We start from the raw sequence: 24,981 nt of genomic DNA, 5'->3' as shown, positions 1-24,981 counted from the left end.
GCGACAATGTCGCTCGCCGACGGCGACGCCAGCGAGCTTATCCACAAACAACTCTCTCGCGCGGCGCCTCAACGCGCCGAATTTTCCCGCAGCTCCGGCCGCGTCGCCGGCGTCATCCCGCGCGTCTCTCGCCGCGACTGCGCCACACCTTCCGACAATGGTTTTCGGCCATTTCGCGATTGCGCGTCCGCGCCCGCGCGCGCTCTCCGATGCGCGCGTCCGTCATTGGACTTAGACGCCAGCCCGGAGTGACTTTTCGAAAAATGCGCGCCAGTTTCCGATCGCGATCGGAGAATTTGCGCCATGCGATTGGCTTCGCCAGCATCGAGAGACCGCATTCGCTTTCGTATCGAGCCCGCCGATCTTCTGTCGGCGATCACAGCCCCTTTCATCGCGCTCGCTCTGCGCGATCCGCTGCTGCTCGATCCCCTCGGCTTTCCGTCGGATATTCCGGCTCCCTATCGATATGCGATCATCTCCGCAGGCTGCGCCATCGTAATGATCCTCGCCTTTCGGCTGAGCGACCGCATGGGGCAGTTCTTCTCCGCGCGCGACGCCTTCGCCCTCTGCGCCGCCGCCGCTTGCGCGGTCGTTTCCAGCTCGGCCCTATTTTTCACGGCCACGCGCTTCGAAGGCGTGCCGCGCTCGACGCCCTTGATCTTCGGATTGGTGCTCGCCGCCGGCATGATCGCCGCGCGCATGGCGACGTGCGCGCTCTATAAGGACCTCGCGCATGAGCGCGACAGCGCGGAGGCCGAGGCCGATCTGCGCCGCGTGATCGTCGTCGGCGTCGATCGCTTCGCCTCGGCGGCGATCAAGCTGACCGACTATCTGCGGCCGCGCACGACCCAGATCGTCGCGGCGCTCGACGCTCGCCCCATGCTCATCGGCCGCAAGATCGCCGGCGTCTCCATCGTCGGCGATCCCGGCCACATCGGCGCCGTCATCGACGAATACGCCGTCCATGGCGTCGATGTCGACGAGGTGTGGCTCGCCGAGGATGTGGATTTTCTGCATGCCGACCTTCGCGCTGCGGTCGTGGCGCAATGCGCGACGCGCGGCGTGCCGATCCATAGCGCGGCCGAGGCTCTGAGATTCATCGCGTCGCCGCCCGTTGCGGCGCGCGAGCTCGAAGCGTTCGAGACATTCGAGGCGCCCGCCTATTTCGCGGCGAAGCGCGTCATCGACATTTGCGCCGCGAGCCTGCTGCTCCTCGCGACCTTTCCGCTCGCGATCTGCGTCGCCTATGTCGTCTTCATCGACGTCGGCGCGCCCGTATTTTTCTGGCAGCAGCGCATCGGCAAGAATGGCCAGAAGTTCCTGCTCTACAAGTTCCGCACCTATCGCGCGCCATTCGACGAGAAGGGCCGTCCTGTGCCGGAGGAGCGGCGTCTCTCTCGCGTCGGCCGCTTCATCCGCGCGAGCCGCCTCGATGAAATTCCGCAGCTCTATAATGTGCTCGCGGGCCATATGTCGCTCATCGGTCCGCGGCCGCTCTTGCCGCAGGATCAGCCCGCCGACCCCGGACCGCGGCTCAGCGTTCGCCCGGGCGTCACGGGCTGGGCGCAGATCAATGGCGGCACCATCGTCACGCCGGAAGAAAAAAACGCGCTCGACCTCTGGTATATAAAGCACGCCTGCCTCCGGCTCGATCTCGACATCGTCATCGGTACGCTGCTCGTCGCGCTCGCTGGCGAGAAGCTGAACGGACGCGCGGTCGAGCATGCGATCCGCTGGTATCGGCAGGAGTTCACAGCGCAGGCCGAGCTGCGCCGCGACGCTGACTCCAAGCACGAAACGCCGCGTGACCGCCGCCGCAGCGTCGTCGCCGAGCGCGCCGAGAGGCTTCCGGCGCTCGACGCAGTGGCGTTGGATTATCCCTATCGCGCCGTCGAGCCCGGCTGAGCAGCTATTCGCGAGCATTTTTTTCACTGAGAGATTTCGACGAGCCGAGACCGCGCGCCCACGGGAGCAAAGGCCAGATTATGATTGTGCGTAACTTTCGATTTTGGGCGCTCGCCGCCATTTGCGTCACACTTGGCGCATGCGCGCCACAGGCAGGCGTGGGCGTCGATCCGTCCTACACCGCAAGCCTTCCAGAGCCGGACACGGCGAAGGCGAGCACGGATTTCACGCAGAGCGACTACCGCATCTCCGCGCAGGATGTGCTGGAAATAAATATATTCGGCTTCACCAATCTCAGCCGCGTGGCCCAGGTGGACGGCAATGGCCGTATCTCCTTCCCCTTGATCGGCGGCGTCGTCGCCGCTGGTCGAACGGTGAGCGAGCTGGAAGCCGAGCTCACGCGCAAGCTCGCAGCGAAATATCTGCAATCGCCACAGGTGTCCGTGTTCGTGAAAGACTCGGTCGGGCTTCGGGTGACGGTCGAAGGCGCGGTGAAGAAGCCGGGCGTTTATGCGCTCAAGGGCAAGAACACGCTGCTGCAGGCGCTGGCGCTGGCGGAAGGCATCAACGAGGTCGGCGACTCCGTGGTGACGTTGATCCGCGTGTCCGATCAAAAGCGCGTCAGCGCGAAATTCGACGTCGCCGCGATTCGTTCCGGCCAGGCGGATGATCCGCTGGTCTTTGGCGGCGATACGATCGTCGTCGACGAGTCGCTCGCGCGCACGAGCGTGCAAGTCCTCAAATCGGCCGTGCCGGCAATCGTCAACATCGGAGCGAGACCGTGGTGATGGTCCAAGCGCAACAATAGAAAGGTCGCTTTTGCAATGAGCGCGGATCAAAGGCCAGAGACAGGCGACTCCGCCGTCGCTCTCGACGCCAGGCAGCCGGAGCGTGCGATCGTCGCCGGCCGGCGCTATTCTGTCGCCTATGACGAATATCAGATGGGCGCCGAACAAAATAGCGGCGCCTCGAGCTTCCTCAAATATGTCGGCCTGTTTATCAAGCACCGCATTCTCGTGTCCGCCATCTGTGCCGGCGCCGTGCTCTGCGGCTTCGTCGTCACCTTCCTGATGCCGCGAATCTATACGGCGACGACGACGATACAGATCGATCGCGAGGCCGCGAAGGTCGTGCGCACTCAAGACGCGCTGGTGGAGAAAACCGACGATCCGCAATTCTACACGACTCAATACGAGCTTTTGAAGAGTCACGCGCTCGCCGAGCGGGTCGTATCCTCGCTCGCGCTCGCGGATAAGAAGAGCTTCGTCGATTTGGAGGTCTCTCTGCTCGGGCGCGTGCTGCGCGGCTTGTCGGAGCGACGCGACGAGGAGCCCGACAATGTCCGCAGGCGACGCATGGCGGTCGAAGCGGTGCTGAAAGGGCTCACCGTCCAGCCCATTCCGATGTCGCGCATCGTGAAGGTCAGCTTCAGCGACAAAAATCCCGCTCTCGCCCAGCAGATCAGCGCAGGGCTCGCCGACAATTTCGTGGCGATGACGCTCGATCGCCGTTACAGCGCCTCCGCCTATGCGCGCAGCTTCCTCGAGGAGAAGCTGGCGCAGGTGAAGGTCAAGCTGGAAGATTCCGAGAAGCAGGTCGTCGCCTACGCGCAGCGCGAAGGCATTGTGAATGTCGACGACAAGCTCTCCATCGCCGGCGCCAATCTCAAATCCCTCAACGATTCGCTCGGCGTCGCCATGGCCCAGCGCATCAAGGAAGAGCAGCTGTGGGCGCAGGCGCAGAGCGGCAGCGGATTGGGATTGCCGCAGGTTCTCGACGACAAGAGCATTCAGAAGGCGCGCGAGCGTCGCACCGAGCTGATGGCGGATTATCAGGACAAGCTCGGCGTCATGAAGCCGGATTTTCCCGAGATGCGACAGCTGCGGGCGCAGATCGCGGAATATGATCGACAGATCAAGGAGCATGTCGAATTCATTCGGCAGGCGATCAAGGCGCGCTACGAGGCCGCGCGCGATCAGGAAGCGTCGTTCATCAAGCGCATCGAAAGCCTGAAGGCGGATGCGCTCGATCTGCGAGATCGCAGCATTCAATATAATATTCTGCAAAGAGAGGTCGACACGAACCGATCTCTGTACGACGGCTTGCTGCAGCAATATAAGGAGGTCGGCGTCACTGGCGCGATCGGGACCAACAATGTCTCGGTCATCGACAAGGCGGAGCGGCCGAAGACTCCATCGAGCCCGCGGCTGCTGCTGAATCTCAGCCTCGCCATCGCCTTCGGCGTGATCGCCTCGGTCGCGACGATCGCGGTGCGCGAATTTCTCGACGATACGTTCAAGGTTCCCGAAGAGATGGAGGAGGCGCTCGGCCTCACCGTGCTCGGAGTCATTCCCCTTGCGCAGGGGAATGACGAGAAAGCCCGCGATCCTTCCTATTCTGTCGCGAGCGAGGTCATCGACAATCCTCTCTCCTCGATGGCGGAAGCCTATCGTTCTCTGCGAACGTCGCTGCAATTCTCGACGCCGACGGGCGCGCCCAAGACGCTCCTCGTCACCAGCTCGCGGCCCGGCGAAGGCAAGTCGACGACATCCGTCTGCATCGCAGCCAATTTTGCGCAGCTCGGAATGCAGGTGCTTCTGATCGACGCCGATATGCGGAAGCCATCGTTGCATGACGTGCTCTCCGTCGACAACAGCGTCGGCCTCGCCAATGTGCTGACCGGGGCATTGGACGCCTCCGCCGCCGTCACCGAAAATCTCATCTATGGCGTCACCTTCATGTCGTCCGGTCCTGTGCCGCCGAATCCCGCGGAGCTTTTGGCGGGGCCGCGCTTCGCCTCGCTGCTCGCGCTGGCGCGTGAGAAATTCGACATCGTCGTCATCGACGGCCCGCCCGTCGTCGGTCTCGCCGACGCGCCATTGCTCGGGAGCATGGTGGACGGCGCGATTTTCGTCGTCGATTCGATGCGCACACGCCGGCGCGTCGTCCGCGCGGCGGTCAAGCGGCTCGACTTCGCGCGCACGAGAATCCTCGGCGGATTGCTGAACAAGTTCGACGCGACCAATGTCGGTCACTCCTATGGCTACGCCTATGGCGACGCCTACGGCCCCGGCCAGCCCTATGGCGGCGAATATTTCGGCTATGGCGCAAAGGACCAAAAGGATCGCGCGATTTCGTCAGCGATGGAACAGTGACGTGCCGAGAAGCCGGGCATTGCAATGCGCGCTCGATCTCGCGTCGATCCCGCCGATGGCGGCGCGCGCGCGCGAGCTGCCTTTGCCAGACGACGTGCTCGAGGTCATTCGCATCGCGGCCGGCTGCGAGGAAACGCTCGAGGAGGCCGCGCGTCGTTCCGGCAAGGACAGGGGCTATGTGAAAGCGGCGGCGGAGTTCTATGTGCAGCAGATCTTGTTCTTTCCCACGGCCGATAGCCATAGGATACTCGGCGTGCGCCCCGGCGCGAGCCGCGCGGATATGCGAAAGCACATGCGGTGGCTGATGATCTGGCTGCATCCAGATCACGCCCATGCCGAATGGAAGACCGTGTTCGCGCGGCGTGTGCTCGCGGCTTGGCGGGATGCGCAAAAGGCGCCGGATCGAGGCGAGATGCAGACGAGCGCGCGACGCGCGGCGCCGCCGATCCGCCATATCCCCTGGGTGCCTCGACCGATCGAGCGGCGCCGCTCCAGATTGCTGATCCCGTCGCTCTTCCTCATCGCGGTCGCGATCGTCGTGATCGCGATATTGATCCCGAGCAGCCTCGTCGAGGCGGAGACGTCCTGGCTCGCGACATTTCTGCTTCGCGCGGTCGAGGCGTCGAAATCGAGCGCCGGATCATAGGCGCGCTCGGCGCAGCCGAACATTCATCTATCACGCGTCCGTTTCGACGGACGCGATTTCATGCCGATCGGAGCTTTCAAAATGCAGCACGACGTCAATTTTCAGCAAGAGGCGAAGCGCGCGATGCTCGGGCTCGTCGATGTCGCGGGCCTGCGCTACAAGGTCGGGGAGGGCGTGCTTCACGCCATCGTCTCGGACCCGCCGAACCACAATGCGCTGACGAAAGCGGCGACCGATAGTCTCTATGAGACGCTTCGCCGCTTTCACGAGCTGCCCTTCGATCGTTTGCAGATCTCCTTCGATACGGCCTCGGGCTCGGTCGCTTGCGCAGGTCTCAATCTCCACGATTTCGAGGCGGCGGCGCGACGCGTCAGCCCGGGCGAAGATTTGCTGGGCGAGGACAATTATTTTGTTCGCCTGACGCAGCTGCTGCGCGAGCTCGGCCGCAGCGTTCCGACAGCAGCGCGCGTCGAAGGCCATCTCGTCGGCGCCGGCGTCGAATTGGCGCTCAGCTGCCGCGAGGTCGTTTGCGTGCGATCGGACGTCAAAATATTGATGCCGCATTTGCGGATCGGCGTTCCCTATCACACCCTCGGGCTCTGCCATATGGCCGGGCTGATTGGATGGGACGTGATGTCGCGCGCCATGGTGACGGATGCGATTCCCGTGCTTCTGTCAGAGGTTCTCGCGGATCGCGAAAGGGTAGAGCGCTTCACCGCGGCGGAGCGGATCGCCGACGCAAAAATTGCGATCGACCGCATGGCGGCGGTTTTCCAGGGGCGTCCGGCGCGCATCGGCGACGCCTTCTTCACGGTCGAAGATCGAACGGGCGAGACGCGCAATATCGCGGAAGCGCATCTGCTGCAAATTCTCGTCCATGTCGCTTTCGCGGATGAGATGGACGATCTGTCGCCCGCGCTGCACGAGATCATCGACGCGCCGCGCATTCGCGCATCGTCTTGCGTCGGAGCGCGACTGGCGGAATCGATCGCGGCGCATCGTCAGCGTCCGAAGCGTCTCAATCGCCATTTTTCGAAAGCGATCGGCGCTGGCGAGGAATCGGGCGACGGCGAGGGCGTTCGCGTCTCTATGCCGAATTGAGGCGGCCGGCGATGGAAGCGCAGCGTCAATGGAAGCGAAGGAGTGAGCGCATGGACGAGATCGATCTCGAGCGGGGATTGCGCGAAAGAAGAGCCATTCGGCATTACAGCGATGCGCCGGTCGATGACGCATTGCTCGCGGAAATATTCGAGCTCGCGTCATGGGCTCCTTCGCCGGGCAACACGCAAGCCTGGAAGGTGATCGCGCTCGGCCAGGAGGCCTCGAAGGATGTGATCGCGCGCTTCGAGCTCGCGGGATGGGAGTCGGTCTTTCCTGTGCTCGAGCAGGTGTTGCGCAATGGCGGCGCGGCGCCACCTTCCAATGACGATCGCGGGCTCGCGACGGCGGATGATTGGAGGCGTTATGTGACCGGCATGTATCGGCGCTTCTTCGAGGTCAGAGGCGCGCCGCGGCTACTGCTCGTCTATCGCACTGCGGACAGGCGCAGATATGTCGATCTCGTGCGCTTGTCGCTCACCGCGTTGCTGCGGCGCGCGGCGGGCGAGCCGGGCCTTCTGCAAGGGCTGCGCTGCTTCTTCACATCGCTGCGCAATGTGCCTGTGCTGGTGCGCGTCAATGCGTTGACGCGCACTTTCGGATTGGCCAATTTCACTTACGCGGTGACGCTCGCCGCGCAGTCGCGCGGCCTCGCCACCTGCATCCAGTCCAATTATCTCAATGTGCAGCGCGATCTTCGACGCTATCTCGGCCTCGGCGCGGAGATCGACATCGTCGCTTCCATATTGATCGGCTATGAGGCCGATGACGCGCTGCCGGCGCCGGAGATGTTCCGAACGCGCAAGCCCGTCGCGGTCGAGTGGATCGAGACGACGCCCGGGACCGTCGCAGCGCGTCGAGACGCGCGTGTCTTCGAGGCGGCCGAATGAGCGGGGCGGCTCAGCCGCCCTTGCGCATCAGCATTCCCTTGGCGGGATCATAGGCGATGAGCGCTCCGGCGGAGAAGAAGGTCGTGTATCCGGCGACGGCGGCGAGCGAATCCCAGGAGATTTTCTCATAAAAGGCGAAGCGGATCAGCTCCACCGCATGGGTGAAAGGATTGACGAGGCAAATCCAATAGAGCACGGGGCTCGACTCCTGCACGCGCCACAGCGGATAGAGCGCGGAAGAGGCGAAGAACATCGGAAAGATGACGAAATTCATCACGCCCGCGAAATTCTCCAGCTGCTTGATCGCGGAGGAGAGCAGCATGCCGAGCGCGCCGAACATCAAGCCCGCGAGCATGAGCGCCGGCAGCACGGTGAGATAGCCGAGCGGCGTCGGCGGCTCGATCTCCCAGAAATAGGCGATGAAGAGATAGGCGTAGACTTGCAATATCGAGACGGCGACGCCGGCAAGAAGCTTGGCGCCGAGCAGATACCAGCGCGGAAAGGGCGACACGAGCAGCGTGCGCATATTGCCCATCTCGCGGTCGTAGACCATCGACAGCGAGGATTGCATGCCGTTGAAGAGCTGAATCATCGCCATCAATCCCGGCGTGATATAGACCTCGTAGAGAACATAGGTCTCATAGGGCGGGATGATGGAGACGCCGAGCACTTGGCGAAAGCCAGCGGCGAAAATGAGCAGCCAAACCAATGGCCGCACCAGCGCGGAGACGAAGCGCTCTCGCTGATGCAGGAAACGCAAGGCTTCGCGCCAGACGACGCCGGTGAGGCAGATGGCGTATTGGCGAATGGAGAATGGCGCCAGCGTCGATGGAGAAGTCGTCGCCGCTTTCATGCGCATATCCTTTCCGATTGTCTTTCTTACTTCGAGCGCGTCGTTACGATACGCGTGCGCTCGCGATGATCAGCACGATGATCGACATGGCGATCGCATACTGGACCAGAAAAGTCCTCACTTTCTTGCGGCTCCCCTCTATCGCGTCCCCCGGCCGGCCGCGAGGGTAGACGATCGGCAGCTCGGCACCGATCAGCGGCGGCGCCTCGCGCGCGACCGCCAGCTCGAATTTCCCACCCTCGACGGCATATTCAGCTACGCAGCGGTAATAGACGTGGTAGCCGGCTTCGCCGCGATCATCGCACCTTCTGTCGACATGGGAAATTTTCGCCATCGTCTCGATCGGGGCGCGTGTCAGAAAGCGCAGCGGCCTTCGAAACAAAAAGGCGCTGCCGCCGAAAAGCAGCGTAAGCGCAAAGACCGCGCCGAATGCGTTTTGCAGCATTTCCACTCTGCGGCCTTTCTTTCGTCTGGCGGCGCGTCGAAAAAGGCAGCCTAGCTCGCTGCGGCAAGACCGGTGATCGCCGTGAACGCCGCGCCGATGTCGGCGACGCCGTTTTGCGTGACGATATCCTTCGCGCTTCCGCGCGCCAGCACTTTGCCCTGATGCAGCACGACGACGTCGTCGCTCCGCGCGACCTCGTCGATGAGATGCGTGGTCCACAGCACGGCGAGCTTGCGCTCGGCGACCAGCGCGCGCACTTGCGCGAGAATATCGGCGCGGGCCTTTATGTCGAGGCCGACGGTCGGCTCGTCGAGCAGCAGCAGGCGGGGCTCATGCAGCAGCGCGCGCAATATTTCGACGCGGCGCATTTGGCCGCCGGAGAGATCGCGCGCTTTGTCCTTGGCGCGATCGGCGAGGCCGGCGCGCTCCAGCAGCGCGGCGCCGCGTCGCTTCGCCTCGCCGGGGCCGATGCCGTGCAGCGCGGCGTGATAGATGAAATTCTGCATCACGCTCAATTCGAGATCGAGCGTGCGCGCCTGGAAGACGACGCCGAGCCGGCGCAGCGCCGCGCCGCTCTCGCGCGCGACATCATGGCCGAAGATCGCGATCTGTCCCTCGCGCGCGGCGTAGAGACGCGTGACGAGCGAGAAGAGCGTGCTCTTGCCTGCGCCATTGAGGCCGAGCAGAACGGTGAAGCTTCCCGCGGCGACGGAGAAGCTCACATCGTCCAGCGCGCGCCGCGCGCCATAGCTGTGGCCGATATGCGCGACGTCGAGCGCGAGCGGTTCCGTGCTCATTTGGTGGCGACCGCAATGCCCCAGGGGAAGGCGCCCACGGGAATGGATTTCAGTACTTTCAGGCTGGCGGCGTCGACGATGGAGATGTCATTGGAGACGCCATTGGCGGTCAGGAGATATTTCTCGTCCGGCGTGAAGGCGAGATGCCAGACGCGCTGGCCGACGAGCAGATATTTTTCGATTTTCTTCGTCGCCGTGTCGATGACCGCGACGCGATTGGCGGGGCCGAGCGCGACGAAGGCGCGCTTGCCGTCATTGGTGAAGGCGATGCCGATCGGCTGGATCGCTTCTTTCGAGAGGCCGGGAACCTCGAAGCGGATTTTCTGCGTCACCTTATGGCTCTGCGGATCGATGACGGCGACGGTGCCGCCGATTTCCGAAGACACCCACAGCTCGGAGGCGTCCGGCTTGAAGGCGGCGAAGCGCGGGCGCGCATCGACGAGCACATTGGCGATGATCTGCTTCGTCTGCGTGTCGATGAGATGCGCCATATTGGTGGTCTCGGACGTGTTGACGAGAATGCGTCCGTCCGGGCTCACCGCCATGCCTTCCGGCTCGACGCCGACAGGCACGTCGCCCACTTGGCGCTTGGTCTTGGTGTCGATCATGGTGACGAGATTGTCGTTCTCGTTGGAGACGTAGACCGTCTTGCCGTCCGGGCTCAGGATCATCAGCTCGGGATCGGGACCGGAGGGCAGATTGCCGGTGATCTTGAGCGTCTTGGTGTCGAGCACCTGAATCGTGTCGTCGTCGCCGGCGCAGATATAGACCTCGGAATTATCCTTGGAGATCTCTATGCCGCGCGGCCTGCGCCCGACCTTGATGGTCTTGATCGCCTCCATCTTGTCGGTGTCGATGATGGTGACGCTATTGCCTTTCTCATTGCTGACATAGGCGGTGAAGGCCTGCGCGGGAGAGGCGAGAAGAAGAGCGAAAATAGCGAGCGGCTGAACCAGCGCTCTCCCCTTCTCCCACTCGAGGGAGAAGGTGTCGCGCGAATGCGCGACGGATGAGGGGCCGTTCGGGGCAGCTTTGTCGTGGACCCTCATCCGACCCCACTTCGTGGGGCCACCTTCTCCCGCGAGCGGGAGAAGGAGTCGCGCACGAAGGTTTTTGGCCAGCGTCTTCGTTTTCATTTCAGCCTGCATTTGGTTTCGGGCTTGTCGACGCCCAATGTGTCGAGCTCGGAGGTTTGATGCAGGAAGCCGTCCTGCGGCGACACCGAGACGATCATGCGCCCGTCGCCGAGCAGGATAGGCTGGCGCAGCTGACGATTCCAGGGCCGCAGCGACAGGCGCACGCCTTTGAAGGCCGCAATGGTGAACTCCGGCCCCAAAAGATAGTCGCGCAGCGCCTTCGGATCGGCCGAGGCGGCGCGCGTGACGGCCTCGCCGACCATGCGCGCGGCGATCCAGGCCTGATGATCGCGCGCGTTCATGCCGCGATGAAACTGCGCGCGGAAGCGGTTTTGCAGCTGCACCGCGCCCCATTGCTCGTGCGAGGCGTCCCAGCTCGTCGGAACGAGCCCGGCCGCGCCGGCGACCGGGCGCGGATCGAAAGTGCGGTAGGGCAGATAATTGCCGAACACCTCGCTCTCGTCCGCGGCGATCAGCACGTCATAGCCAGAGCCCTGCGTCAGCGGCGGAATCAGCCGCTGTGTCTGCACGCTGCCGGAATCGGAGCGGCGCCCGCCCTCGGTGTCGACATAGACGCGCTCGTCGACGATCTTGGCGCCGAATTTCTTCGCGCTGGCGCGATAGGCGGCGGCGAGCAGCTCGTCCTCCGGGTGCGAGCCTTTGATGACGAGCCAGCGGCGCCATTGCTTCCAGACGAGATATTGCGCGAGCCCGTCGGTCAGCATGGAGCGCGTCGGCGCGACATGAATGACATTGGCGCGGCAATCTTCCTCGCGCAGCCTGTCGTCGGCCGCGCTCACATTGAGGACGAGCGTGTCGCGCGATTTCAGCGCGTCGGCGACATGCAGAAGATCGTCGGCGGAAAGATCGGCGAGTATCGCCACGGCGCCCTGGTCGAGCAGCTTTTGCGCGGCGGCGACTGCATCGTCGCCGGGCGCGAGCTTCTCGTCGACGGCTTCATAGCTCTGGCCGGTGAAGCGGCCTGTGGTGTTGTCGTCGGCGACGCCGATCAGCGCGCCGGCCAAAGTGTCGTCCTCGGCCGGCAGGTCGAGGATCGACAATGTTTCGCTGGGGTGCTGCTGGCGCAGCACGCCGAGCTTCACCCGCAGCGGCTCGGCGGCGGCGGGATTTATGGCGAGAAAGGCGGCGACCGACGCCCCGATGACGCAACGCTTTATCATGACGCTAGTCGGCCGCTCCTTCTTTCGCTCAGCGAATCAGCTTCAGCAGCGCCTGGCCCGCCTTGGACTTCAGCTCCTTGGCGTCGAGCGTGCCTTCGTCGTCCTTGTCCGCCGCCTTGAACAGCTTGGCGACGAGGGCGAGATATTCCTCTTTCGTGAGCGTTTTGTCATCGTCGGGATCGGCGGCGGCGAAATCTTTCTTGGAGATGCGCGCGCCGACCTCCTTGCGGTCGACCGTGCCGTCATTGTCCTTCTCGAGCTTGTCGAAGACCGCCTCGGCCGCCTTGCTCACCTCGGCGAGATCGAGCGTGCCGTCATTATCCGTGTCGAAGCTCTTGATCGGCGAAGGCGCGGCGAAAACCGGTTGCGCGACCATGGCCGATGCGAAGCAAAGTCCGGCGCCGAGAGCGATAATGTGAAATTTGGTCGTCATTCTTGCCTCCTTTTCCCGACGAATATCGCGAGATTCTCCCAATATAGTCGGAGCCGGCCGATCGCACAAAGCGTACCTTCGCGCGTGGCTCCGCTACAGATCGTCGCTCTCGCGCTCCTCCGCCTCGGCCTCCTCCACCTCGGGCAGCGGCAGCAGCACCTCTATCCGCGTGCCGCCCTCCGGCCGGCGCTCCATGCGCATCACGCCGCCGAGCGTATGAACGCGCTCGCTCATGCCGATGAGGCCGAGGCCGAATCTGCGCTCCTCCGGCAGGCCGACGCCATCGTCCTCGACGAGAACGCGCAGCGCCTCGGCGCCGGCGAGCTCGGGCGGAGCCTCGACGAATTCGAGCCGCGCCTCGGCGTTGGCGGCCGAAGAATGGCGGAAAATATTGGTGAGCGCCTCCTGCACCACGCGATAGGCGGTGAGCGCGATCTTCTCGTCGAGGCAGGAGAGATCATGCGCGATGCGCAGCGACAGCCGCACATCGGCGCGGCTGTCGCTCCAGGATGCGAAGAGCCCGCGCAAGGCGGTCTCGAGGCCGAGCTCGCTCATCGCGGGCGGGCGCAGCCGCTCGAGCATTCGCCGCAGCAAGGTCTGCAGCGCCTGTCCGGCGGCGTCTATATTCGCGCAGGTGCGCCGTAGCAGCTCGGGATCGGGAAAATTTCCCGAGGCGGCGGCGACGAGCGTCGCGGCGCCGGCGCGGATGGAGAAGAGACAGGGGCCGGCTTCGTCATGCAGATCGCGGGCGATGTCGCGGCGCTCGGAATCCTGCACGGCGAACAGCCGATCGATGAGCGAATGATTCTCCTCCGTCACGCGATCGAGCGTCGCGGCGAGCGAATTGAGCTTTTGGGAAATATTCCTGAATTCGGAGGCGCCGCGCAGATCGAGACGCACATCCTTCTCGCCCGCCTCGAGCCGCGCCAAGCCGCGCCCCAGCGAATCGAAAGGCGAGAGCGTGCGGCTCAGCAGCGTCAGCACCAGCGCCAGCATCAGCAAAGTGACGGCGAGGCTGATGGCGCCGAGCCAGAGCAGGTCCGACCATATTTCGGCGAGCTCGTCCACCGGATCGAAGATGATGGCGATATTGCCATATTGAACGTCGCCGATGCGCGCCGGAATGATGTCGATCTTGGGCGTCGGCGCGAACAGGCTCACGAACCAGTCCGGCACGCCCGTCTGCATCTCCTTGCGCAATTTCGAGTCGAAGCTCGGCGCGATATCGTCATTGGGCAATATCTCTATCTCTATGTGGCGCAGATTGCGCAGATTGTCGAACAGCCGGCGCAGCGAGGGGATAGGATCCTTGGTCTCCTGCACGCTGGCGAGCGCGGTCTCGACCAGCTCATGCGACAAATGCTCTATGCTCTCCGCCTCGGCGCGCACGCGCGGGCCGGCGTGGCCGATCATGATCGCTACATTGACCGCGAGCATAGCCGTGAGGACGATGGCGATGAGCCAGCCGAGCCTCGCCTTCAAGGACATGGAACGCTCCCACTTTGGCGTCGCGTCGGCGCGAGCGCCGAAGATTGACAAACAAGCTTTTGCATTCGCATAGTAATCTTCTCTAGAACAATGGCTATGCCCGATGCGCGTGCTGATCGTCGACGACCATCCCATGGTGATTGCCGGATGCCGCGGCATGTTGTCCGGGCAATCCGACATAGAAGTGCTGGAGGCGCGCGACGCCGACGCCGCGCTCGAGGCGCATGCCTCCGCGCAGCCGGACGTCATTGTGCTGGACATAAATCTTCCGGGGCTCTCGGGCTTCGAGCTGCTGCGGCGCATGCTGAAGCGCAAGCCGGATACGAAAGCGATCGTCTTCACTATGAATGACGATCCCGTCTTCGCCGCGCGCTCCATCGAGCATGGCGCCAAGGGCTATCTCGCCAAGAACGAGGATCCTTCGCAATTCGTCAAGGCGGTGCGCATGGTCGCCGCGGGCGAGCGCTATCTCTCCAATCAGGTGGCGCAAAAGCTCGCCTTCTTCGATCAGAAGCACGGCGCCAATCCGCTCGAGGGGCTGAGCGGCCGGGAGCTGGAGATTTTGCGCCTGCTGGCCGAAGGCAAGGGAATGGCGGAGATCGCGCATATCATGCGCGTGTCCTACAAGACGGTGGCCAACAGCTGCTCCTTGCTGAAGCGCAAGCTCGCCGCGCGTTCGCGCGCCGATCTCATCCGCATCGCCGTCGAGAATAAATTGGCGAAAGAATTGGTGTGAATCTCGGCGCACGCTCCTTCTCCCGCTCGCGGGAGAAGGCGGCCCCGCGAAGCGGAGTCGGATGAGGGCTCTGCGTGTTCAGAATTGCCGATTCATCATCGGGAATTTTTAGACGTCACGCGCGGGAAAATTTGGAACGCGAAATCCGCGGACCCTCATCCGTCGCGCATTCGCGCGACACCTTCTCCCGCGAGCGGGAGAAGGGAGAAACGCCCCTTCACGCCAGCCGCTGCTCTATCGCTATGCGCACGAGATCCATCGGCGTGCGCGCGCCGAGCTTGCGCTTCAGCAGCGAGCATGTGTTGGCGATGGTCTTGTAGGACACATGCACGGCGTCGGCGATCTCGGTCATGCTCGAGCCCTTGCCGAGCAGACGTAAAATCTCCAGCTCGCGCGAGCTCAGCTCCGCCAGAGGATTGGCGAGCGACGCGGTCTTGTCGAAGGCCAGCCGATTGGCGAGCCGCGGCATCATGAACACGCCGCCCGCCGCGACCTCGCGCACTGCGCGCAGCAGCAGAAACGGATCGTCGTTCTTCGTCACATAGCCGCGGGCGCCGGCCTCTATCGCGCGCGCGGCGAAGATCGGATCGTCGTTCATGGAAAAGATGACGATGCGCGCCTCTTCGTCGTGGCGCAGCATGCGGCGCGTCAGCTCGAAGCCGGAGGCGCCGGGGAGGTTGATGTCGACGACGGAAACATCCGGCCGCCATTCGACGAAGAGCGTCAGCGCCGTCTCCGCGTCGCCGGCGTCGCGCGCTTCTATGTCGCCTTCGCCGGCGAGCATGGAAGCGCAGCCGGAGACGATGATCGGATGATCGTCGACGATCAGGACACGCATTCTTCGCTCGCGACGCCTCGTTTCGGGACGCTTCGCTCGGAAGCGCCGGCATGGATTGACCTGCGGCTACCCTTACGTAAAGTCGCCGCGCTTTGCAAAGGCGGGGTCCATGCTGAAAGGATTGTCCTTGCGCGCCAGGCTGCTGGCGCTGCTCGGCGCGACGCTCGCGGCCGGCCTCGCCCTGGGCGTCGGCCTGCTGACGCTGCACGCCGCCGCGCGCGTGCGCGCCGAATCGGACAGCACGGCGCGCCTCGCGCGAGAGTTCGTGGCGACGGCGCTGGCCAGCGTCGAGGAGAGCGACGATCCGCTCGCCGCGCTGCGCGGCCGTCTCGCCGATGTCGATCGGCTGCGGCACATTCATATCTTCATGGTCGGCTCCGGCGAGGCCCGGGGGGCTTCGGTCGAGGAGCGGCGCGCGCCGGCCTGGTTCGCGGCGCTGGTCGCCGGGTCGCCCAGCGAGACGCGCATCGCTCTGGACGGGCGCGGCCGGCTGCGCGGGGAGCTGGCCCTGGTCGCCGAGCCCGGCGACGAGATCGACGAGATTTGGGAAGAAGTTTGGGCGCTGGCCCTGGGCGCGGCGGCCCTGGCGCTCGCCGGCTTCGGCGTCGTGTCGGTCGTCGTCTCGCGCGCCCTCGCGCCGGTCTCCACTCTCGCCGAGGCGCTGCGGCGCATCGAGCATGGCGATCGCGACGTGCGCATGGTCGCCGGCGACGCGCCGGAATTCGTCGCCATCGCCGGCCGGGTCGATGCGCTGGCGGAGACGCTCGCGCGTTTCGACGCGGAAAACCGCGCTTTGGTCGAGCGCATCATTCATGTGCAGGACGAGGAGCGGCGCGACATCGCGCGCGATCTCCATGACGAGATCGGCCCGTTTCTGTTCAGCATTCGCGCCGGGCTCGGCGCGCTCGCCCGCAAGCTCGAGGGCGCGCGCCGGGAAGATTGCCTGAATATAGACGCGCAGCTCGGCGCGCTGCAGCAGGTCAATCGCCGCATTCTCGGCCGGCTGCGGCCGGCGGCGCTGGACGAGATGGGCCTCGAGGGCGCGCTGCAGGCGCTCGCCCAAGGCTGGCGCGATCTCGACGCCGATGTCGCGATCGGCCTCCATATCGACGAGGCCGGGGAGCCGCTCGACGAGTCGATCGCCCTCACCGCCTATCGCATCGTGCAGGAGGGGCTCACCAATGTGTTCCGCCATGCGAGCGCCACGCGCGTCGATGTGACGGTGGAGCGCGTAGAGGCCTGTGGCAAGAGGGAATTGCGCGTCGCCGTGCGCGACGACGGCGCCGGCGTGGCGCAGGGCGCGCGCGAAGGCATAGGGCTGCGCGGCATGGCCGAGCGCGTCGCAGCGCTCGGCGGACGGCTGACGTTCGAATCCGCGGAGCCGCGCGGCGCGCTGCTGGTGGCGCGTCTCCCTCTCTAGAGATATCGTCCGTCGACCATTGTGCGGCGCAAAATGAAATTGCGCGGCGAAACGGGAAAATTTTTCACGCTCACGCTCGTGCAGAGAAAAGGATTCGTGGCCTTTTCGTGACTTCGTCTCGGCGCGACGATCTGCCTCTCGCCAAGCCTCTTCGGATGGTTTATGTAGCAAAACGCACAAAGCGGGAGCAGCGCGGTTCCATCGCGTAGGCGTCCCGCGCGGGGCCAAGAGTATCGGCCTCCTATCGCGGTATGAAGGGTCGTCACATGGACTATCGGCGCTTTTTCGAGACGGCGGTCACTCGTCTCCAGGAGGAACGCCGATACCGGGTCTTCGCCCATCTCGAACGCTGTGTGGAAACTTTTCCGCAAGCGGTCTGGCATCGCGACGACGGCTCGATTCGCGATGTGACGATCTGGTGCTCCAATGACTATCTCGGCATGGGGCAGCACCCGGATGTGATCGCCGCAATGGTGGAGACCGCTTCGCGCGTCGGCGCCGGCTCCGGCGGCACGCGCAACATCTCCGGCACCAGTCATGCGATCGTGGAGCTGGAGAGCGAGCTCGCCGACCTTCACGGCAAGGAGGCCGCGCTGGTCTTCACCTCGGGCTGGATTTCCAATCTCGCGGCCATTTCGACCATCGCCGATCTTCTGCCCGATTGCGTCATCCTCTCCGACGCCTCCAACCATAATTCCATGATCGAGGGCGTGAAGCGCTCGCGCGCCGAGCGCAAGATCTTCCGCCACAATGATCTCGCCCATCTCGAGGAGCTGCTGATCGAGGCCGGCGCGCGGCCCAAGCTCATCGTCTTCGAGAGCCTCTACTCGATGAACGGCAATATCGCCCCGGTCGCCGAAATCGCCGCGCTGGCCGAGCGTTATGGCGCGATGACCTATATCGACGAGGTTCACGCCGTCGGCATGTATGGCGCGCGCGGCGGCGGAATCTGCGAGCGTGAGGGCGTGATGCATCGCATCGACGTCATCGAAGGCACGCTGGCCAAGGGCTTCGGCACGCTCGGCGGCTATGTGGCCGGCGATCGCGTCGTCATCGACGCCATTCGCAGCTATGCGGCCTCCTTCATCTTCACCACCGCCTTGCCGCCGGCCGTGGCCGCGGCGGCGACCGCCGCCGTTCGGCTGCTGAAGGCGCGTTCCGATCTTCGCGCCGCGCATCAGCGCGCCTCGCACATCACCAAGCATGCGCTGGCCGCCGCTGGACTGCCGGTGCTGGAGAATGGCTCGCATATCGTGCCGGTGATGGTGCGCGACGCCGAGCTGTGCAAGGCCGCGAGCGACATGCTGCTCGAGCGCCACGACATTTATATTCAGCCGATCAACTATCCGACCGTCGCGCGCGGATCGGAGCGTCTGCGCATCACCCCGACCCCGCGCCACACGCCGGAGCATATTGTCGCTCTGGTGGAGGCGGTGGCGGATGTGTGGCAGACGCTGGGCATCCCCTTCGTCGAGGCGCCGCAGCATCTGCATATCGATGCGGAAAGCCGCGAGCGCTGTACCTATCCCGAGATCAAGCTCGCCGCTCAGTGAGCGGCGGGCTCTCTCGGGACAGATCGAGAATTTAGGAAAGCTCGCGTCTCCTTCTCCCGCCCGCGGGAGAAGGTGGCCCCGCGAAGCGGGGTCGGATGAGCGCGCCTGACGATTTTCCGGGATATAGATATTGGGGCCTCGAGCGGCTCGGGCCCTCATCCGACCCTCGCTGACGCGAGGGCCACCTTCTCCCACGCGTGGGAGAAGGAAGCGCGCTCGATTATTCCGCCTTACTGCACCAGCTTCGGCTGGCTCGGGCGGGGCGTCTCATTCTCTTGAAGAATGCCGAGACGGCGGGCCACTTCCGTATAGGCCTCGACGAGGCCGCCCATGTCGCGGCGGAAGCGGTCCTTGTCCAGCTTGTCGTTGGACTTGATGTCCCACAGGCGGCAGGAGTCGGGGGAAATCTCGTCGGCGACGACGATGCGCATCATGTCGCCTTCCCACAGCCGTCCGCACTCCATCTTGAAGTCGACGAGGCGGATGCCGACGCCGAGGAAGAGGCCGGAGAGGAAATCATTGACGCGAATGGCCAAGGCCATGATGTCGTCGATCTCCTGCGGGCTCGCCCAGCCGAAGGCGGTGATATGCTCCTCGGAGACCATCGGATCGTCGAGCGCGTCGTTCTTGTAATAGAACTCGATGATGGAGCGCGGCAGCTGCGTGCCTTCCTCCATTCCGAGGCGCTTGGACAGCGAGCCGGCGGCGACATTGCGCACCACGATCTCGAGCGGAACGATCTCCACCTCGCGAATCAGCTGCTCGCGCATGTTCAGCCGGCGGATGAAATGCGTCGGCACGCCGATGTCGTTGAGGTGCTGGAAGACGAATTCCGAGATGCGGTTGTTGAGGACGCCCTTGCCGTCGATGACCTCGTGCTTCTTGGCGTTGAAAGCGGTGGCGTCGTCCTTGAAGTGCTGAATCAAGGTGCCCGGCTCCGGGCCTTCATAGAGGACCTTGGCCTTGCCTTCGTAGATGCGGCGGCGGCGATTCATCGGGATCAACCGGGGCTTGAGAAAATCCATTACGGGCCCGTGGCTCCTCGGTTCGGCTCCGGCGCGACGCTCGTCTCGTCCAGAGCGCTGAGCTCGGGAAAAAGCGGCGTCCCATCCGAAGCGGCGTTCGCATGGCCGCGGATCGAACCGGGTCCTATCCTGTTCCAGCCGCGGTTACAACCCGCCTGAAGAGACTAGCCGAATCGAGGGGCGGACACAACTTGACTGAATTTTTCGCTAATTGCGCGAATATCATTGGAATCGGGGCCGATTCCCCTACATCCCATCCTGCGTCCGTCCGAGCGCGGGCCGAGGAAGCATCTCAAAGAAATATCCCGAGAAACATCCGAGGGTCGTCATGAGCATATTCGACAACCGGGAAGAGGCTTTCGAAAAGCGCTATGTCCACGATCAGGAGCTCCAGTTCCGCGCGGAGGCGCGGCGCAACAGGCTGTTCGGCCTGTGGGCGGCGGAAAAGCTCGGCAAATCAGGGCCGGAGGCGGAAGCCTACGCCGAGGCTCTGGTCGTCGCCGAGGCTTCCGCCAATGCCGATGAGCGGGTGTTTTCCTCGGTGAAGGCGGATTTCGCGGCGGCGGGCGTCGAGCAGTCCGACCATCAGCTTCGCCGCACTCTCGACGAATTGCTGGAGAAGGCGCGGCTCGAGCTGAAACAGGGCTGAGCGCGCGAGGAGCCGCGGCTTTACCCTTCCTTTATCCGCGCAGGCCACCACTTATCCCATGCGCGATTCCCCAAGAGCCGCAACCAAAAGATCGGGCGCCGCCTTTCCGGCGGCGCCCGATATCGTCGCGGCGGCGCTCGCCTGGCTGGAGCATCTCTCCGGGGAAAGGCGCGCCTCCCGCCATACGCTCGACGCCTATGCGCGGGACGCACGGTTTTTTCTGGCCTTTCTCGCCGAGCACAAGGGCGCGCCGGCCGACGCCGCCATTTTGAGCGCGCTCGCTCCGGCCGACATACGCGCCTTCATGGCGCGGCGGCGGACCGAGGGGCTGGAGAATCGCTCGCTGCTGCGCGCGCTGGCGGCGGTGCGCTCGCTCATGCGCTTCCTCGAGAAAAAGGGCCTCGCCAAGACCGATGTCTTCGGCGCCGTCCACGCGCCCAAAAAGCCGCACAGCCTGCCCAAGGCGCTGAGCGTCGCCGACGCGCGCGATCTCACCCGCGCCGAGACCCGCGCCGGGGAGGCGCGCGAGCCTTGGGTCCTCGCCCGCGACGCCGCCGCTCTGGCGCTGCTCTATGGCGCGGGATTGCGTATTTCCGAGGCGCTGTCGATCGAGCGCGACCGCGCGCCCATCGGAGCCATCGACCGCATCGCCATTGCCGGCAAGGGCGGCAAGACGCGCGTCGTCCCGGTCATAGAGCCGGTCCGCCGCGCGATAGAGGAATATATCTCGCTCTGCCCCTATCAGCTCGCCGGCGGGCCGCTCTTCGTCGGCGCGCGCGGCGGGCCGCTCTCGCCGCGAATCTTGCAGCTCGCCGTGGAGCGCATGCGCGGCGCGCTGGGCCTGCCGGCGAGCGCCACGCCCCATGCGCTGCGCCATTCCTTCGCGACGCATCTGCTCGGCCGCGGCGGCGATCTGCGCAGCATTCAGGAGCTGCTCGGCCACGCCTCGCTCTCGACGACGCAGATCTACGCCGCCGTCGACAAGAGCCGGCTTTTGGACGCCTGGCGCTCGGCCCATCCCCGCGGCCGCGACAATTCGAAATCGAATTGATTTCGCTTACATTCCGAATGATCTCGTCAAGCGCTTCCTCGCTGAAATTTTGAATCCTGGCGAGGTCTCGCCTTTTTCTGGCTCCGCCCTTCCTTCCTTGCGAAGCCGCTGGTTTTTCGCATCGTGCTCTCGCGCACGCGCGCGATTTTCCGGCTCAGGCAGGTTGACGGCGTCCCGTACGGGGACGGGCGCCGACGATCGGTGGAGGGGAAAATGGGTCAGACGCCGAGACTGTCTCTGCTCGGAGTGGTGCTCGTCATGGCTTTCGCCTATGGCGTGTGGATCATCGTCACCTCGGGACAGGCGGCTTCGGCCGACGCCTGTCTCGGCTATGCGCTCTGCCGCTGAGCGGCGGAGCCGAGCTTTCGGTCACGCCGCGTCGCGGCGGCGGACGCGGGCGCGCAGCAGGGCCAGCTTGCGCAAGAACAGCGAGCGGCCCTCCTCGCCCAGAATGCGGGCGATGTGCGCCTTCAGATAATCCTTCGCCTCCCGAATCTTCTGCTTGAACGGCTCGACCCGCTCATGCGCCCAGCGGCTGACGCGCAACGTCAGATCATAGACGCGTGCGAACCAGGCGAGCTGCAGCAGCTTCTCGCGGCTGGCGTCGAAGAGGAAAGAGGTGACGCCGAGCGCCAGCGTCTTGGCGGCGAGGATCACCGCAAGCCCGGTGAGCACATGGCCATGGGCGATGGCCGCGACCGCCAGCAGCTTCAAGGGCAGGATCGTGATCGCCGGCAGGGCGAAGACGGCCAGCGTCGCAATGGGCGTGAGGCCGGCGATGAAGCCGCGCAGCCGCGCTTCCAGCTCCTTCACGCCCAGCGCGGCGGCAAGGCGCAGCAGCCACAGCTTCACATGGTCCCACAGCCAGCTCTCGACGAGGAACAGCACGGCGAGGCTGAACCAGAATGCGCGCGTGAGGCGGCGGCCGATCGATTCCATGGCGTTTCGTCCTGTTCCCGGGCGTTTCGTCCTGTCCCGCTCCATCGTGGCGCCGATGCGCAAAGGGTTGGGCCGTGAACAGAAATATGCGCTCTCCGCCGGCCGCGCCACAACTTCGCGGCGATCACGGGCGGCTTTCGGCGCAGTCCGCGCCTTGACGAGAACCTTTTGGCGTATTCTACTATAGTAGTTCTATAGACATTGGAGACAACAAATGCGCTTCCTCACGGCCGCCGCCGCTCTCGGCGCTCTCTTCCTCACCCTTTCCGGCGCCGCCGCGGCGGAGGGCGACAACAAGGGCGTGAAGCAGAAATTCTCGCTCACTTTGGACGGCGCCAAGAAGGCCGCCGCCGCCGCCGAGGCGGAAGCCGTCAAGAACGGCTGGAATGTGGTGATCGCCATCGTCGACGACGGCGGCAATCTCCTCTATCTGCAGCGCCTCGACGGCACGCAGGCCTCCTCCTCCGAGACGGCGACGCGCAAGGCGCGCACCTCGGCGCTGTTCAAGCGCCCGACCAAGGCGCTCGAGGACGCCGTCGCCGGCGGCCGCGTCGCTCTGCTGAGCCTGCCCAATGTCACCCCGCTCGAGGGCGGCGTGCCGCTCGTCTACAAGGGCGAGATCATCGGCGCGATCGGCGTTTCCGGCGCGACCTCGCAGCAGGACGCGCAAGTCGCGAAAATCGGCGCGGACACTCTCACGCAGTGAGTTTCGCACGCGAGGATGTCCGCGCTCCCCGAATTTTCGGAGCGCGGACGCCCTTATCATCAGCACTCGCTCACTACTGCTGCTAGTGATTTGTTTTTAAAAGATTATTCGGCATTCGCCTTGCATGATGATCGCAGTCGAACCTATCGTTCTCATGCGATCGAAGAGGAGGCGTCTCATGGCGTCGCGCGAATTTCGCCGAATGCTCGAAGGCTATGGGCTGACGACTGCCAATATTTTCTACCGTCTGCCCGATCACCCCGCGATCATGCAGTCCTACATCTGGCAGGACTACGATCTGCAGCCCGAATTTCCGCAATTGCGGAAGTTTCTGGATTTTTGGCAGAGGAGCCTCGACGGGCGGCTCCACTCGGTGCAGGTGGCGCATAGCGGGCTCATTCGCCCGGCGGAAATCTCCTTGGTGGACAAGGAGTTCCGTTTTCATTGAGCGCGTCGAGGCCGGCCCCCTCGCCCTGAGGAGCCCGCTTAGCGGGCGTCTCGAAGGGCGGCCTCGCCCCGCTACTGGAGCGTCCTTCGAGGCTTTTCGCGTTCCGCAAAACGCGCCTCGGGACGAGGGGACTGGAATTGCGAGCCTGTCACAAATGGATCGAGCGCTTGGCGACGCCGAGCGCCGCTTCCTTTATCGCCTCCGACAGAGTCGGATGTGCGTGGCAGGTGCGGGCGAGATCTTCCGCCGCGCCGGAGAATTCCATCAGCACGCCGCCTTCGGCGATCAGCTCGCTGGCGTCCGAGCCGAGAATATGCACGCCGATCACGCGATCGGTCGCTGCGTCGGCCAGCACTTTGACGAATCCCTCCGTCTGCCGGCTGGCGCGCGCGCGGCCGTTGGCGGAGAAGGGGAATTTGCCGACATTATAGGCGATTCCCGCCGATTTCGCCTCTTCCTCGGTCAGGCCCACCCAGGCGATCTCCGGCATCGTATAGACCACAGAGGGAATGACCCCGTAATTCACATGCCCGGCCTGGCCGGCGAGGATTTCCGCCACGGCGACGCCCTCCTCCTCCGCCTTATGGGCGAGCATGGCGCCGCGCACCACATCGCCGATCGCGAAAATGCCCGGCACATTGGTGCGGAAATGCTCGTCGATGACGACGCGTCCGCGCTCGGTGGCGACGCCCGTCTCTTCGAGGCCGAGGCCCGCCGTATAGGGAATGCGCCCGGTGGCGATCAGCACGGCGTCCGCGGTGATCGGCGTGCCGCCGCCGCCCTTGGTGGAGGCGTAGGAGACGGCGACGCCCTCCGGCGTCTTGTCGATCTTGGTGACCTTGGCGGCGAGATGGAAGGAAAAGCCCTGCTTCTCGAGAATTTTCTGGAAGCGGGTCGCGACCTCGGCGTCGGCGCCCGGCAATATGCGGTCGAGATATTCGATCACCGTCACCTGCGCGCCGAGCCGCCGCCAGACCGAGCCGAGCTCGAGGCCGATGACGCCGGCGCCGACGACGACGAGATGCTTCGGAACCGATTCGAGCTCCAGCGCCCCGGTGGAGGAGAGGATCTGCTTCTCGTCGAAGGCGATCTCCTTGCCGTCGACGTCGCGCAGCGGCGCCACGGCGGAGCCCGTCGCTATGACGATATATTGCGATTCGAGAATTTGCGTCGCGCCGTTCTCGTCCGTCACCTCGACGCGGCCGGCGCCGAGAATGCGGCCGGCGCCATGGTAGGAATCGATCTTGTTCTTCTTGAACAGAAAGGCGACGCCGCCGACATTGGCCGCCACCGTGTCGGCCTTGTGCTTCATCATTTTCTGGAGATCGAGCCGCGGCGGCTCGACGATCACGCCGAGATCGGAAAGGCCGTGGCCCGCCTCCTCGAACATATGCGAGGCGTGCAGCAGCGCCTTGGAGGGGATGCAGCCGACATTGCCGCAAGTGCCGCCATGGGTCGCGCGCTTCTCGACGACGGCGGTCTTGAGGCCGAGCTGCGCCGCGCGAATCGCGCAGACATAGCCGCCCGGCCCCGTGCCGATGACGATGAGATCATATGCCATCCGCCAACTCCTTTGTCGCGCTGCGATC

The 24,981-nt window shown here is 64.5% G+C and carries 25 protein-coding genes; 14 read left to right on the top strand and 11 right to left on the bottom strand.

Annotated elements, in window-relative coordinates:
• Positions 1-303 precede the first annotated feature (303 nt).
• The 6 genes from ACT53T_RS21700 (at position 304) to ACT53T_RS21675 (ending at position 7,694) form a co-directional block, all read left to right on the top strand.
• Positions 304-1,905 (top strand): sugar transferase, encoded by a 1,602-nt coding sequence (locus ACT53T_RS21700; protein ID WP_476162780.1) that lies wholly within the window; start codon positions 304-306, stop codon positions 1,903-1,905.
• Positions 1,906-1,985: 80 nt separating this feature from the next.
• A complete protein-coding gene (locus tag ACT53T_RS21695; RefSeq protein ID WP_476162779.1) occupies positions 1,986-2,693 on the top strand; it encodes a polysaccharide biosynthesis/export family protein in 708 nt (235 codons plus the stop codon).
• Positions 2,694-2,729: 36 nt separating this feature from the next.
• Positions 2,730-5,060 carry a GumC family protein gene (locus ACT53T_RS21690; protein WP_476162778.1) on the top strand — a complete coding sequence of 777 codons (2,331 nt, stop codon included), beginning with the start codon at positions 2,730-2,732 and terminating at the stop codon, positions 5,058-5,060.
• Between the two features lies 1 nt (position 5,061).
• Positions 5,062-5,706, top strand: a complete 645-nt coding sequence (locus ACT53T_RS21685; RefSeq protein WP_476162777.1) for a hypothetical protein — start codon at positions 5,062-5,064, stop codon at positions 5,704-5,706.
• Between the two features lie 81 nt (positions 5,707-5,787).
• Positions 5,788-6,807: an enoyl-CoA hydratase/isomerase family protein gene (locus tag ACT53T_RS21680; protein ID WP_400770073.1), complete on the top strand. Its 1,020-nt coding sequence runs from the start codon at positions 5,788-5,790 to the stop codon at positions 6,805-6,807.
• A 50-nt stretch (positions 6,808-6,857) separates the two neighbouring features.
• Positions 6,858-7,694, top strand: a complete 837-nt coding sequence (locus tag ACT53T_RS21675) for a nitroreductase family protein (protein ID WP_476162776.1) — start codon at positions 6,858-6,860, stop codon at positions 7,692-7,694.
• A gap of 10 nt (positions 7,695-7,704) precedes the next feature.
• Here the strand turns inward: ACT53T_RS21675 and ACT53T_RS21670 are convergent, their stop codons facing one another.
• The 7 genes from ACT53T_RS21670 to ACT53T_RS21640 all read right to left on the bottom strand — a co-directional run bounded on the left by ACT53T_RS21670 (position 7,705) and on the right by ACT53T_RS21640 (position 14,027).
• Positions 7,705-8,547, bottom strand: coding sequence for an ABC transporter permease (locus tag ACT53T_RS21670; RefSeq protein WP_476162775.1), 843 nt, complete (start codon positions 8,545-8,547; stop codon positions 7,705-7,707).
• A 43-nt stretch (positions 8,548-8,590) separates the two neighbouring features.
• Positions 8,591-8,992, bottom strand: a complete 402-nt coding sequence (locus ACT53T_RS21665; protein ID WP_476162774.1) for a hypothetical protein — start codon at positions 8,990-8,992, stop codon at positions 8,591-8,593.
• Positions 8,993-9,042: 50 nt separating this feature from the next.
• Positions 9,043-9,789 carry an ATP-binding cassette domain-containing protein gene (locus tag ACT53T_RS21660; protein ID WP_476162773.1) on the bottom strand — a complete coding sequence of 249 codons (747 nt, stop codon included), beginning with the start codon at positions 9,787-9,789 and terminating at the stop codon, positions 9,043-9,045.
• Positions 9,786-10,838, bottom strand: coding sequence for a YVTN family beta-propeller repeat protein (locus ACT53T_RS21655; RefSeq protein WP_476162772.1), 1,053 nt, complete (start codon positions 10,836-10,838; stop codon positions 9,786-9,788). The genes ACT53T_RS21660 and ACT53T_RS21655 overlap by 4 nt, the downstream gene beginning before the upstream one ends.
• A gap of 83 nt (positions 10,839-10,921) precedes the next feature.
• The gene (locus ACT53T_RS21650) at positions 10,922-12,106 is read right to left on the bottom strand and encodes an ABC transporter substrate-binding protein (protein WP_476162771.1); all 1,185 of its coding nucleotides are present in this window, start codon (positions 12,104-12,106) and stop codon (positions 10,922-10,924) included.
• Positions 12,107-12,134: 28 nt separating this feature from the next.
• Positions 12,135-12,539, bottom strand: coding sequence for an EF-hand domain-containing protein (locus ACT53T_RS21645; protein ID WP_400770068.1), 405 nt, complete (start codon positions 12,537-12,539; stop codon positions 12,135-12,137).
• Positions 12,540-12,632: 93 nt separating this feature from the next.
• Complete coding sequence (locus ACT53T_RS21640) at positions 12,633-14,027, bottom strand: ATP-binding protein (RefSeq protein ID WP_018267139.1); 1,395 nt, start codon at positions 14,025-14,027, stop codon at positions 12,633-12,635.
• 103 nt (positions 14,028-14,130) lie between these two features.
• Here ACT53T_RS21640 and ACT53T_RS21635 point away from each other — a divergent pair, with 103 nt between their 5' ends.
• Positions 14,131-14,763: a response regulator transcription factor gene (locus tag ACT53T_RS21635; RefSeq protein ID WP_018267138.1), complete on the top strand. Its 633-nt coding sequence runs from the start codon at positions 14,131-14,133 to the stop codon at positions 14,761-14,763.
• 217 nt (positions 14,764-14,980) lie between these two features.
• On the opposite strand, the gene ACT53T_RS21630 is transcribed toward ACT53T_RS21635, so the two are convergent.
• On the bottom strand, positions 14,981-15,601 hold the full coding sequence (locus ACT53T_RS21630) for a response regulator transcription factor (protein WP_018267137.1): 621 nt from the start codon (positions 15,599-15,601) through the stop codon (positions 14,981-14,983).
• Between the two features lie 109 nt (positions 15,602-15,710).
• Between ACT53T_RS21630 and ACT53T_RS21625 the strand changes: the two genes are divergently transcribed.
• Together ACT53T_RS21625 and hemA are read left to right on the top strand one after the other, a co-directional pair.
• Complete coding sequence (locus ACT53T_RS21625) at positions 15,711-17,021, top strand: histidine kinase (RefSeq protein ID WP_400770065.1); 1,311 nt, start codon at positions 15,711-15,713, stop codon at positions 17,019-17,021.
• Between the two features lie 266 nt (positions 17,022-17,287).
• Positions 17,288-18,574: a 5-aminolevulinate synthase gene (gene hemA / locus ACT53T_RS21620; protein WP_018267134.1), complete on the top strand. Its 1,287-nt coding sequence runs from the start codon at positions 17,288-17,290 to the stop codon at positions 18,572-18,574.
• A gap of 230 nt (positions 18,575-18,804) precedes the next feature.
• On the opposite strand, the gene purC is transcribed toward hemA, so the two are convergent.
• Positions 18,805-19,599, bottom strand: coding sequence for a phosphoribosylaminoimidazolesuccinocarboxamide synthase (purC, locus tag ACT53T_RS21615; protein WP_018267133.1), 795 nt, complete (start codon positions 19,597-19,599; stop codon positions 18,805-18,807).
• A gap of 328 nt (positions 19,600-19,927) precedes the next feature.
• On the opposite strand from purC, the gene ACT53T_RS21610 reads away from it, so the two are divergent.
• The 3 genes from ACT53T_RS21610 to ACT53T_RS21600 all read left to right on the top strand — a co-directional run bounded on the left by ACT53T_RS21610 (position 19,928) and on the right by ACT53T_RS21600 (position 21,647).
• Positions 19,928-20,248 (top strand): DUF1476 domain-containing protein, encoded by a 321-nt coding sequence (locus ACT53T_RS21610; RefSeq protein ID WP_018267132.1) that lies wholly within the window; start codon positions 19,928-19,930, stop codon positions 20,246-20,248.
• A 58-nt stretch (positions 20,249-20,306) separates the two neighbouring features.
• A complete protein-coding gene (locus ACT53T_RS21605) occupies positions 20,307-21,299 on the top strand; it encodes a tyrosine recombinase XerC (RefSeq protein WP_476162770.1) in 993 nt (330 codons plus the stop codon).
• A 213-nt stretch (positions 21,300-21,512) separates the two neighbouring features.
• Positions 21,513-21,647 (top strand): hypothetical protein, encoded by a 135-nt coding sequence (locus ACT53T_RS21600; RefSeq protein WP_018267130.1) that lies wholly within the window; start codon positions 21,513-21,515, stop codon positions 21,645-21,647.
• A gap of 21 nt (positions 21,648-21,668) precedes the next feature.
• Here ACT53T_RS21600 and ACT53T_RS21595 read toward each other — a convergent pair whose 3' ends face one another.
• Positions 21,669-22,238 carry a hypothetical protein gene (locus ACT53T_RS21595; RefSeq protein ID WP_476162769.1) on the bottom strand — a complete coding sequence of 190 codons (570 nt, stop codon included), beginning with the start codon at positions 22,236-22,238 and terminating at the stop codon, positions 21,669-21,671.
• 214 nt (positions 22,239-22,452) lie between these two features.
• Here ACT53T_RS21595 and ACT53T_RS21590 point away from each other — a divergent pair, with 214 nt between their 5' ends.
• Together ACT53T_RS21590 and ACT53T_RS21585 are read left to right on the top strand one after the other, a co-directional pair.
• Positions 22,453-22,944 (top strand): GlcG/HbpS family heme-binding protein, encoded by a 492-nt coding sequence (locus tag ACT53T_RS21590; RefSeq protein WP_084570762.1) that lies wholly within the window; start codon positions 22,453-22,455, stop codon positions 22,942-22,944.
• Positions 22,945-23,122: 178 nt separating this feature from the next.
• Positions 23,123-23,392, top strand: coding sequence for an usg protein (locus ACT53T_RS21585; RefSeq protein WP_018267127.1), 270 nt, complete (start codon positions 23,123-23,125; stop codon positions 23,390-23,392).
• A 148-nt stretch (positions 23,393-23,540) separates the two neighbouring features.
• Here the strand turns inward: ACT53T_RS21585 and lpdA are convergent, their stop codons facing one another.
• Entirely contained in the window at positions 23,541-24,953 is a 1,413-nt protein-coding gene (gene lpdA, locus ACT53T_RS21580; protein WP_476162768.1) for a dihydrolipoyl dehydrogenase, read from the bottom strand.
• Between the last annotated feature and the right edge of the window lie 28 nt (positions 24,954-24,981).

It is taken from the genome of Methylosinus sp. DMC45, from assembly GCF_056313885.1.
This window is presented reverse-complemented; position numbering and strand designations above follow the sequence as displayed.

Coding starts and splice junctions, on each gene's coding strand:
- ACT53T_RS21600 (WP_018267130.1), top strand. CDS start 21,513: ATGGGTCAGACGCCGAGACTGTCTCTGCTCGGAGTGGTGCTCGTCATG.
- ACT53T_RS21645 (WP_400770068.1), bottom strand. CDS start 12,539: ATGACGACCAAATTTCACATTATCGCTCTCGGCGCCGGACTTTGCTTC.
- ACT53T_RS21585 (WP_018267127.1), top strand. CDS start 23,123: ATGGCGTCGCGCGAATTTCGCCGAATGCTCGAAGGCTATGGGCTGACG.
- ACT53T_RS21605 (WP_476162770.1), top strand. CDS start 20,307: ATGCGCGATTCCCCAAGAGCCGCAACCAAAAGATCGGGCGCCGCCTTT.
- ACT53T_RS21660 (WP_476162773.1), bottom strand. CDS start 9,789: ATGAGCACGGAACCGCTCGCGCTCGACGTCGCGCATATCGGCCACAGC.
- ACT53T_RS21590 (WP_084570762.1), top strand. CDS start 22,453: ATGCGCTTCCTCACGGCCGCCGCCGCTCTCGGCGCTCTCTTCCTCACC.
- ACT53T_RS21680 (WP_400770073.1), top strand. CDS start 5,788: ATGCAGCACGACGTCAATTTTCAGCAAGAGGCGAAGCGCGCGATGCTC.
- ACT53T_RS21635 (WP_018267138.1), top strand. CDS start 14,131: ATGCGCGTGCTGATCGTCGACGACCATCCCATGGTGATTGCCGGATGC.
- ACT53T_RS21640 (WP_018267139.1), bottom strand. CDS start 14,027: ATGTCCTTGAAGGCGAGGCTCGGCTGGCTCATCGCCATCGTCCTCACG.
- ACT53T_RS21675 (WP_476162776.1), top strand. CDS start 6,858: ATGGACGAGATCGATCTCGAGCGGGGATTGCGCGAAAGAAGAGCCATT.
- hemA (WP_018267134.1), top strand. CDS start 17,288: ATGGACTATCGGCGCTTTTTCGAGACGGCGGTCACTCGTCTCCAGGAG.
- ACT53T_RS21630 (WP_018267137.1), bottom strand. CDS start 15,601: ATGCGTGTCCTGATCGTCGACGATCATCCGATCATCGTCTCCGGCTGC.
- ACT53T_RS21665 (WP_476162774.1), bottom strand. CDS start 8,992: ATGCTGCAAAACGCATTCGGCGCGGTCTTTGCGCTTACGCTGCTTTTC.
- ACT53T_RS21595 (WP_476162769.1), bottom strand. CDS start 22,238: ATGGAATCGATCGGCCGCCGCCTCACGCGCGCATTCTGGTTCAGCCTC.
- ACT53T_RS21690 (WP_476162778.1), top strand. CDS start 2,730: ATGAGCGCGGATCAAAGGCCAGAGACAGGCGACTCCGCCGTCGCTCTC.
- purC (WP_018267133.1), bottom strand. CDS start 19,599: ATGGATTTTCTCAAGCCCCGGTTGATCCCGATGAATCGCCGCCGCCGC.
- ACT53T_RS21670 (WP_476162775.1), bottom strand. CDS start 8,547: ATGAAAGCGGCGACGACTTCTCCATCGACGCTGGCGCCATTCTCCATT.
- ACT53T_RS21610 (WP_018267132.1), top strand. CDS start 19,928: ATGAGCATATTCGACAACCGGGAAGAGGCTTTCGAAAAGCGCTATGTC.
- ACT53T_RS21625 (WP_400770065.1), top strand. CDS start 15,711: ATGCTGAAAGGATTGTCCTTGCGCGCCAGGCTGCTGGCGCTGCTCGGC.
- ACT53T_RS21650 (WP_476162771.1), bottom strand. CDS start 12,106: ATGATAAAGCGTTGCGTCATCGGGGCGTCGGTCGCCGCCTTTCTCGCC.
- ACT53T_RS21655 (WP_476162772.1), bottom strand. CDS start 10,838: ATGAGGGTCCACGACAAAGCTGCCCCGAACGGCCCCTCATCCGTCGCG.
- ACT53T_RS21695 (WP_476162779.1), top strand. CDS start 1,986: ATGATTGTGCGTAACTTTCGATTTTGGGCGCTCGCCGCCATTTGCGTC.
- lpdA (WP_476162768.1), bottom strand. CDS start 24,953: ATGGCATATGATCTCATCGTCATCGGCACGGGGCCGGGCGGCTATGTC.
- ACT53T_RS21700 (WP_476162780.1), top strand. CDS start 304: ATGCGATTGGCTTCGCCAGCATCGAGAGACCGCATTCGCTTTCGTATC.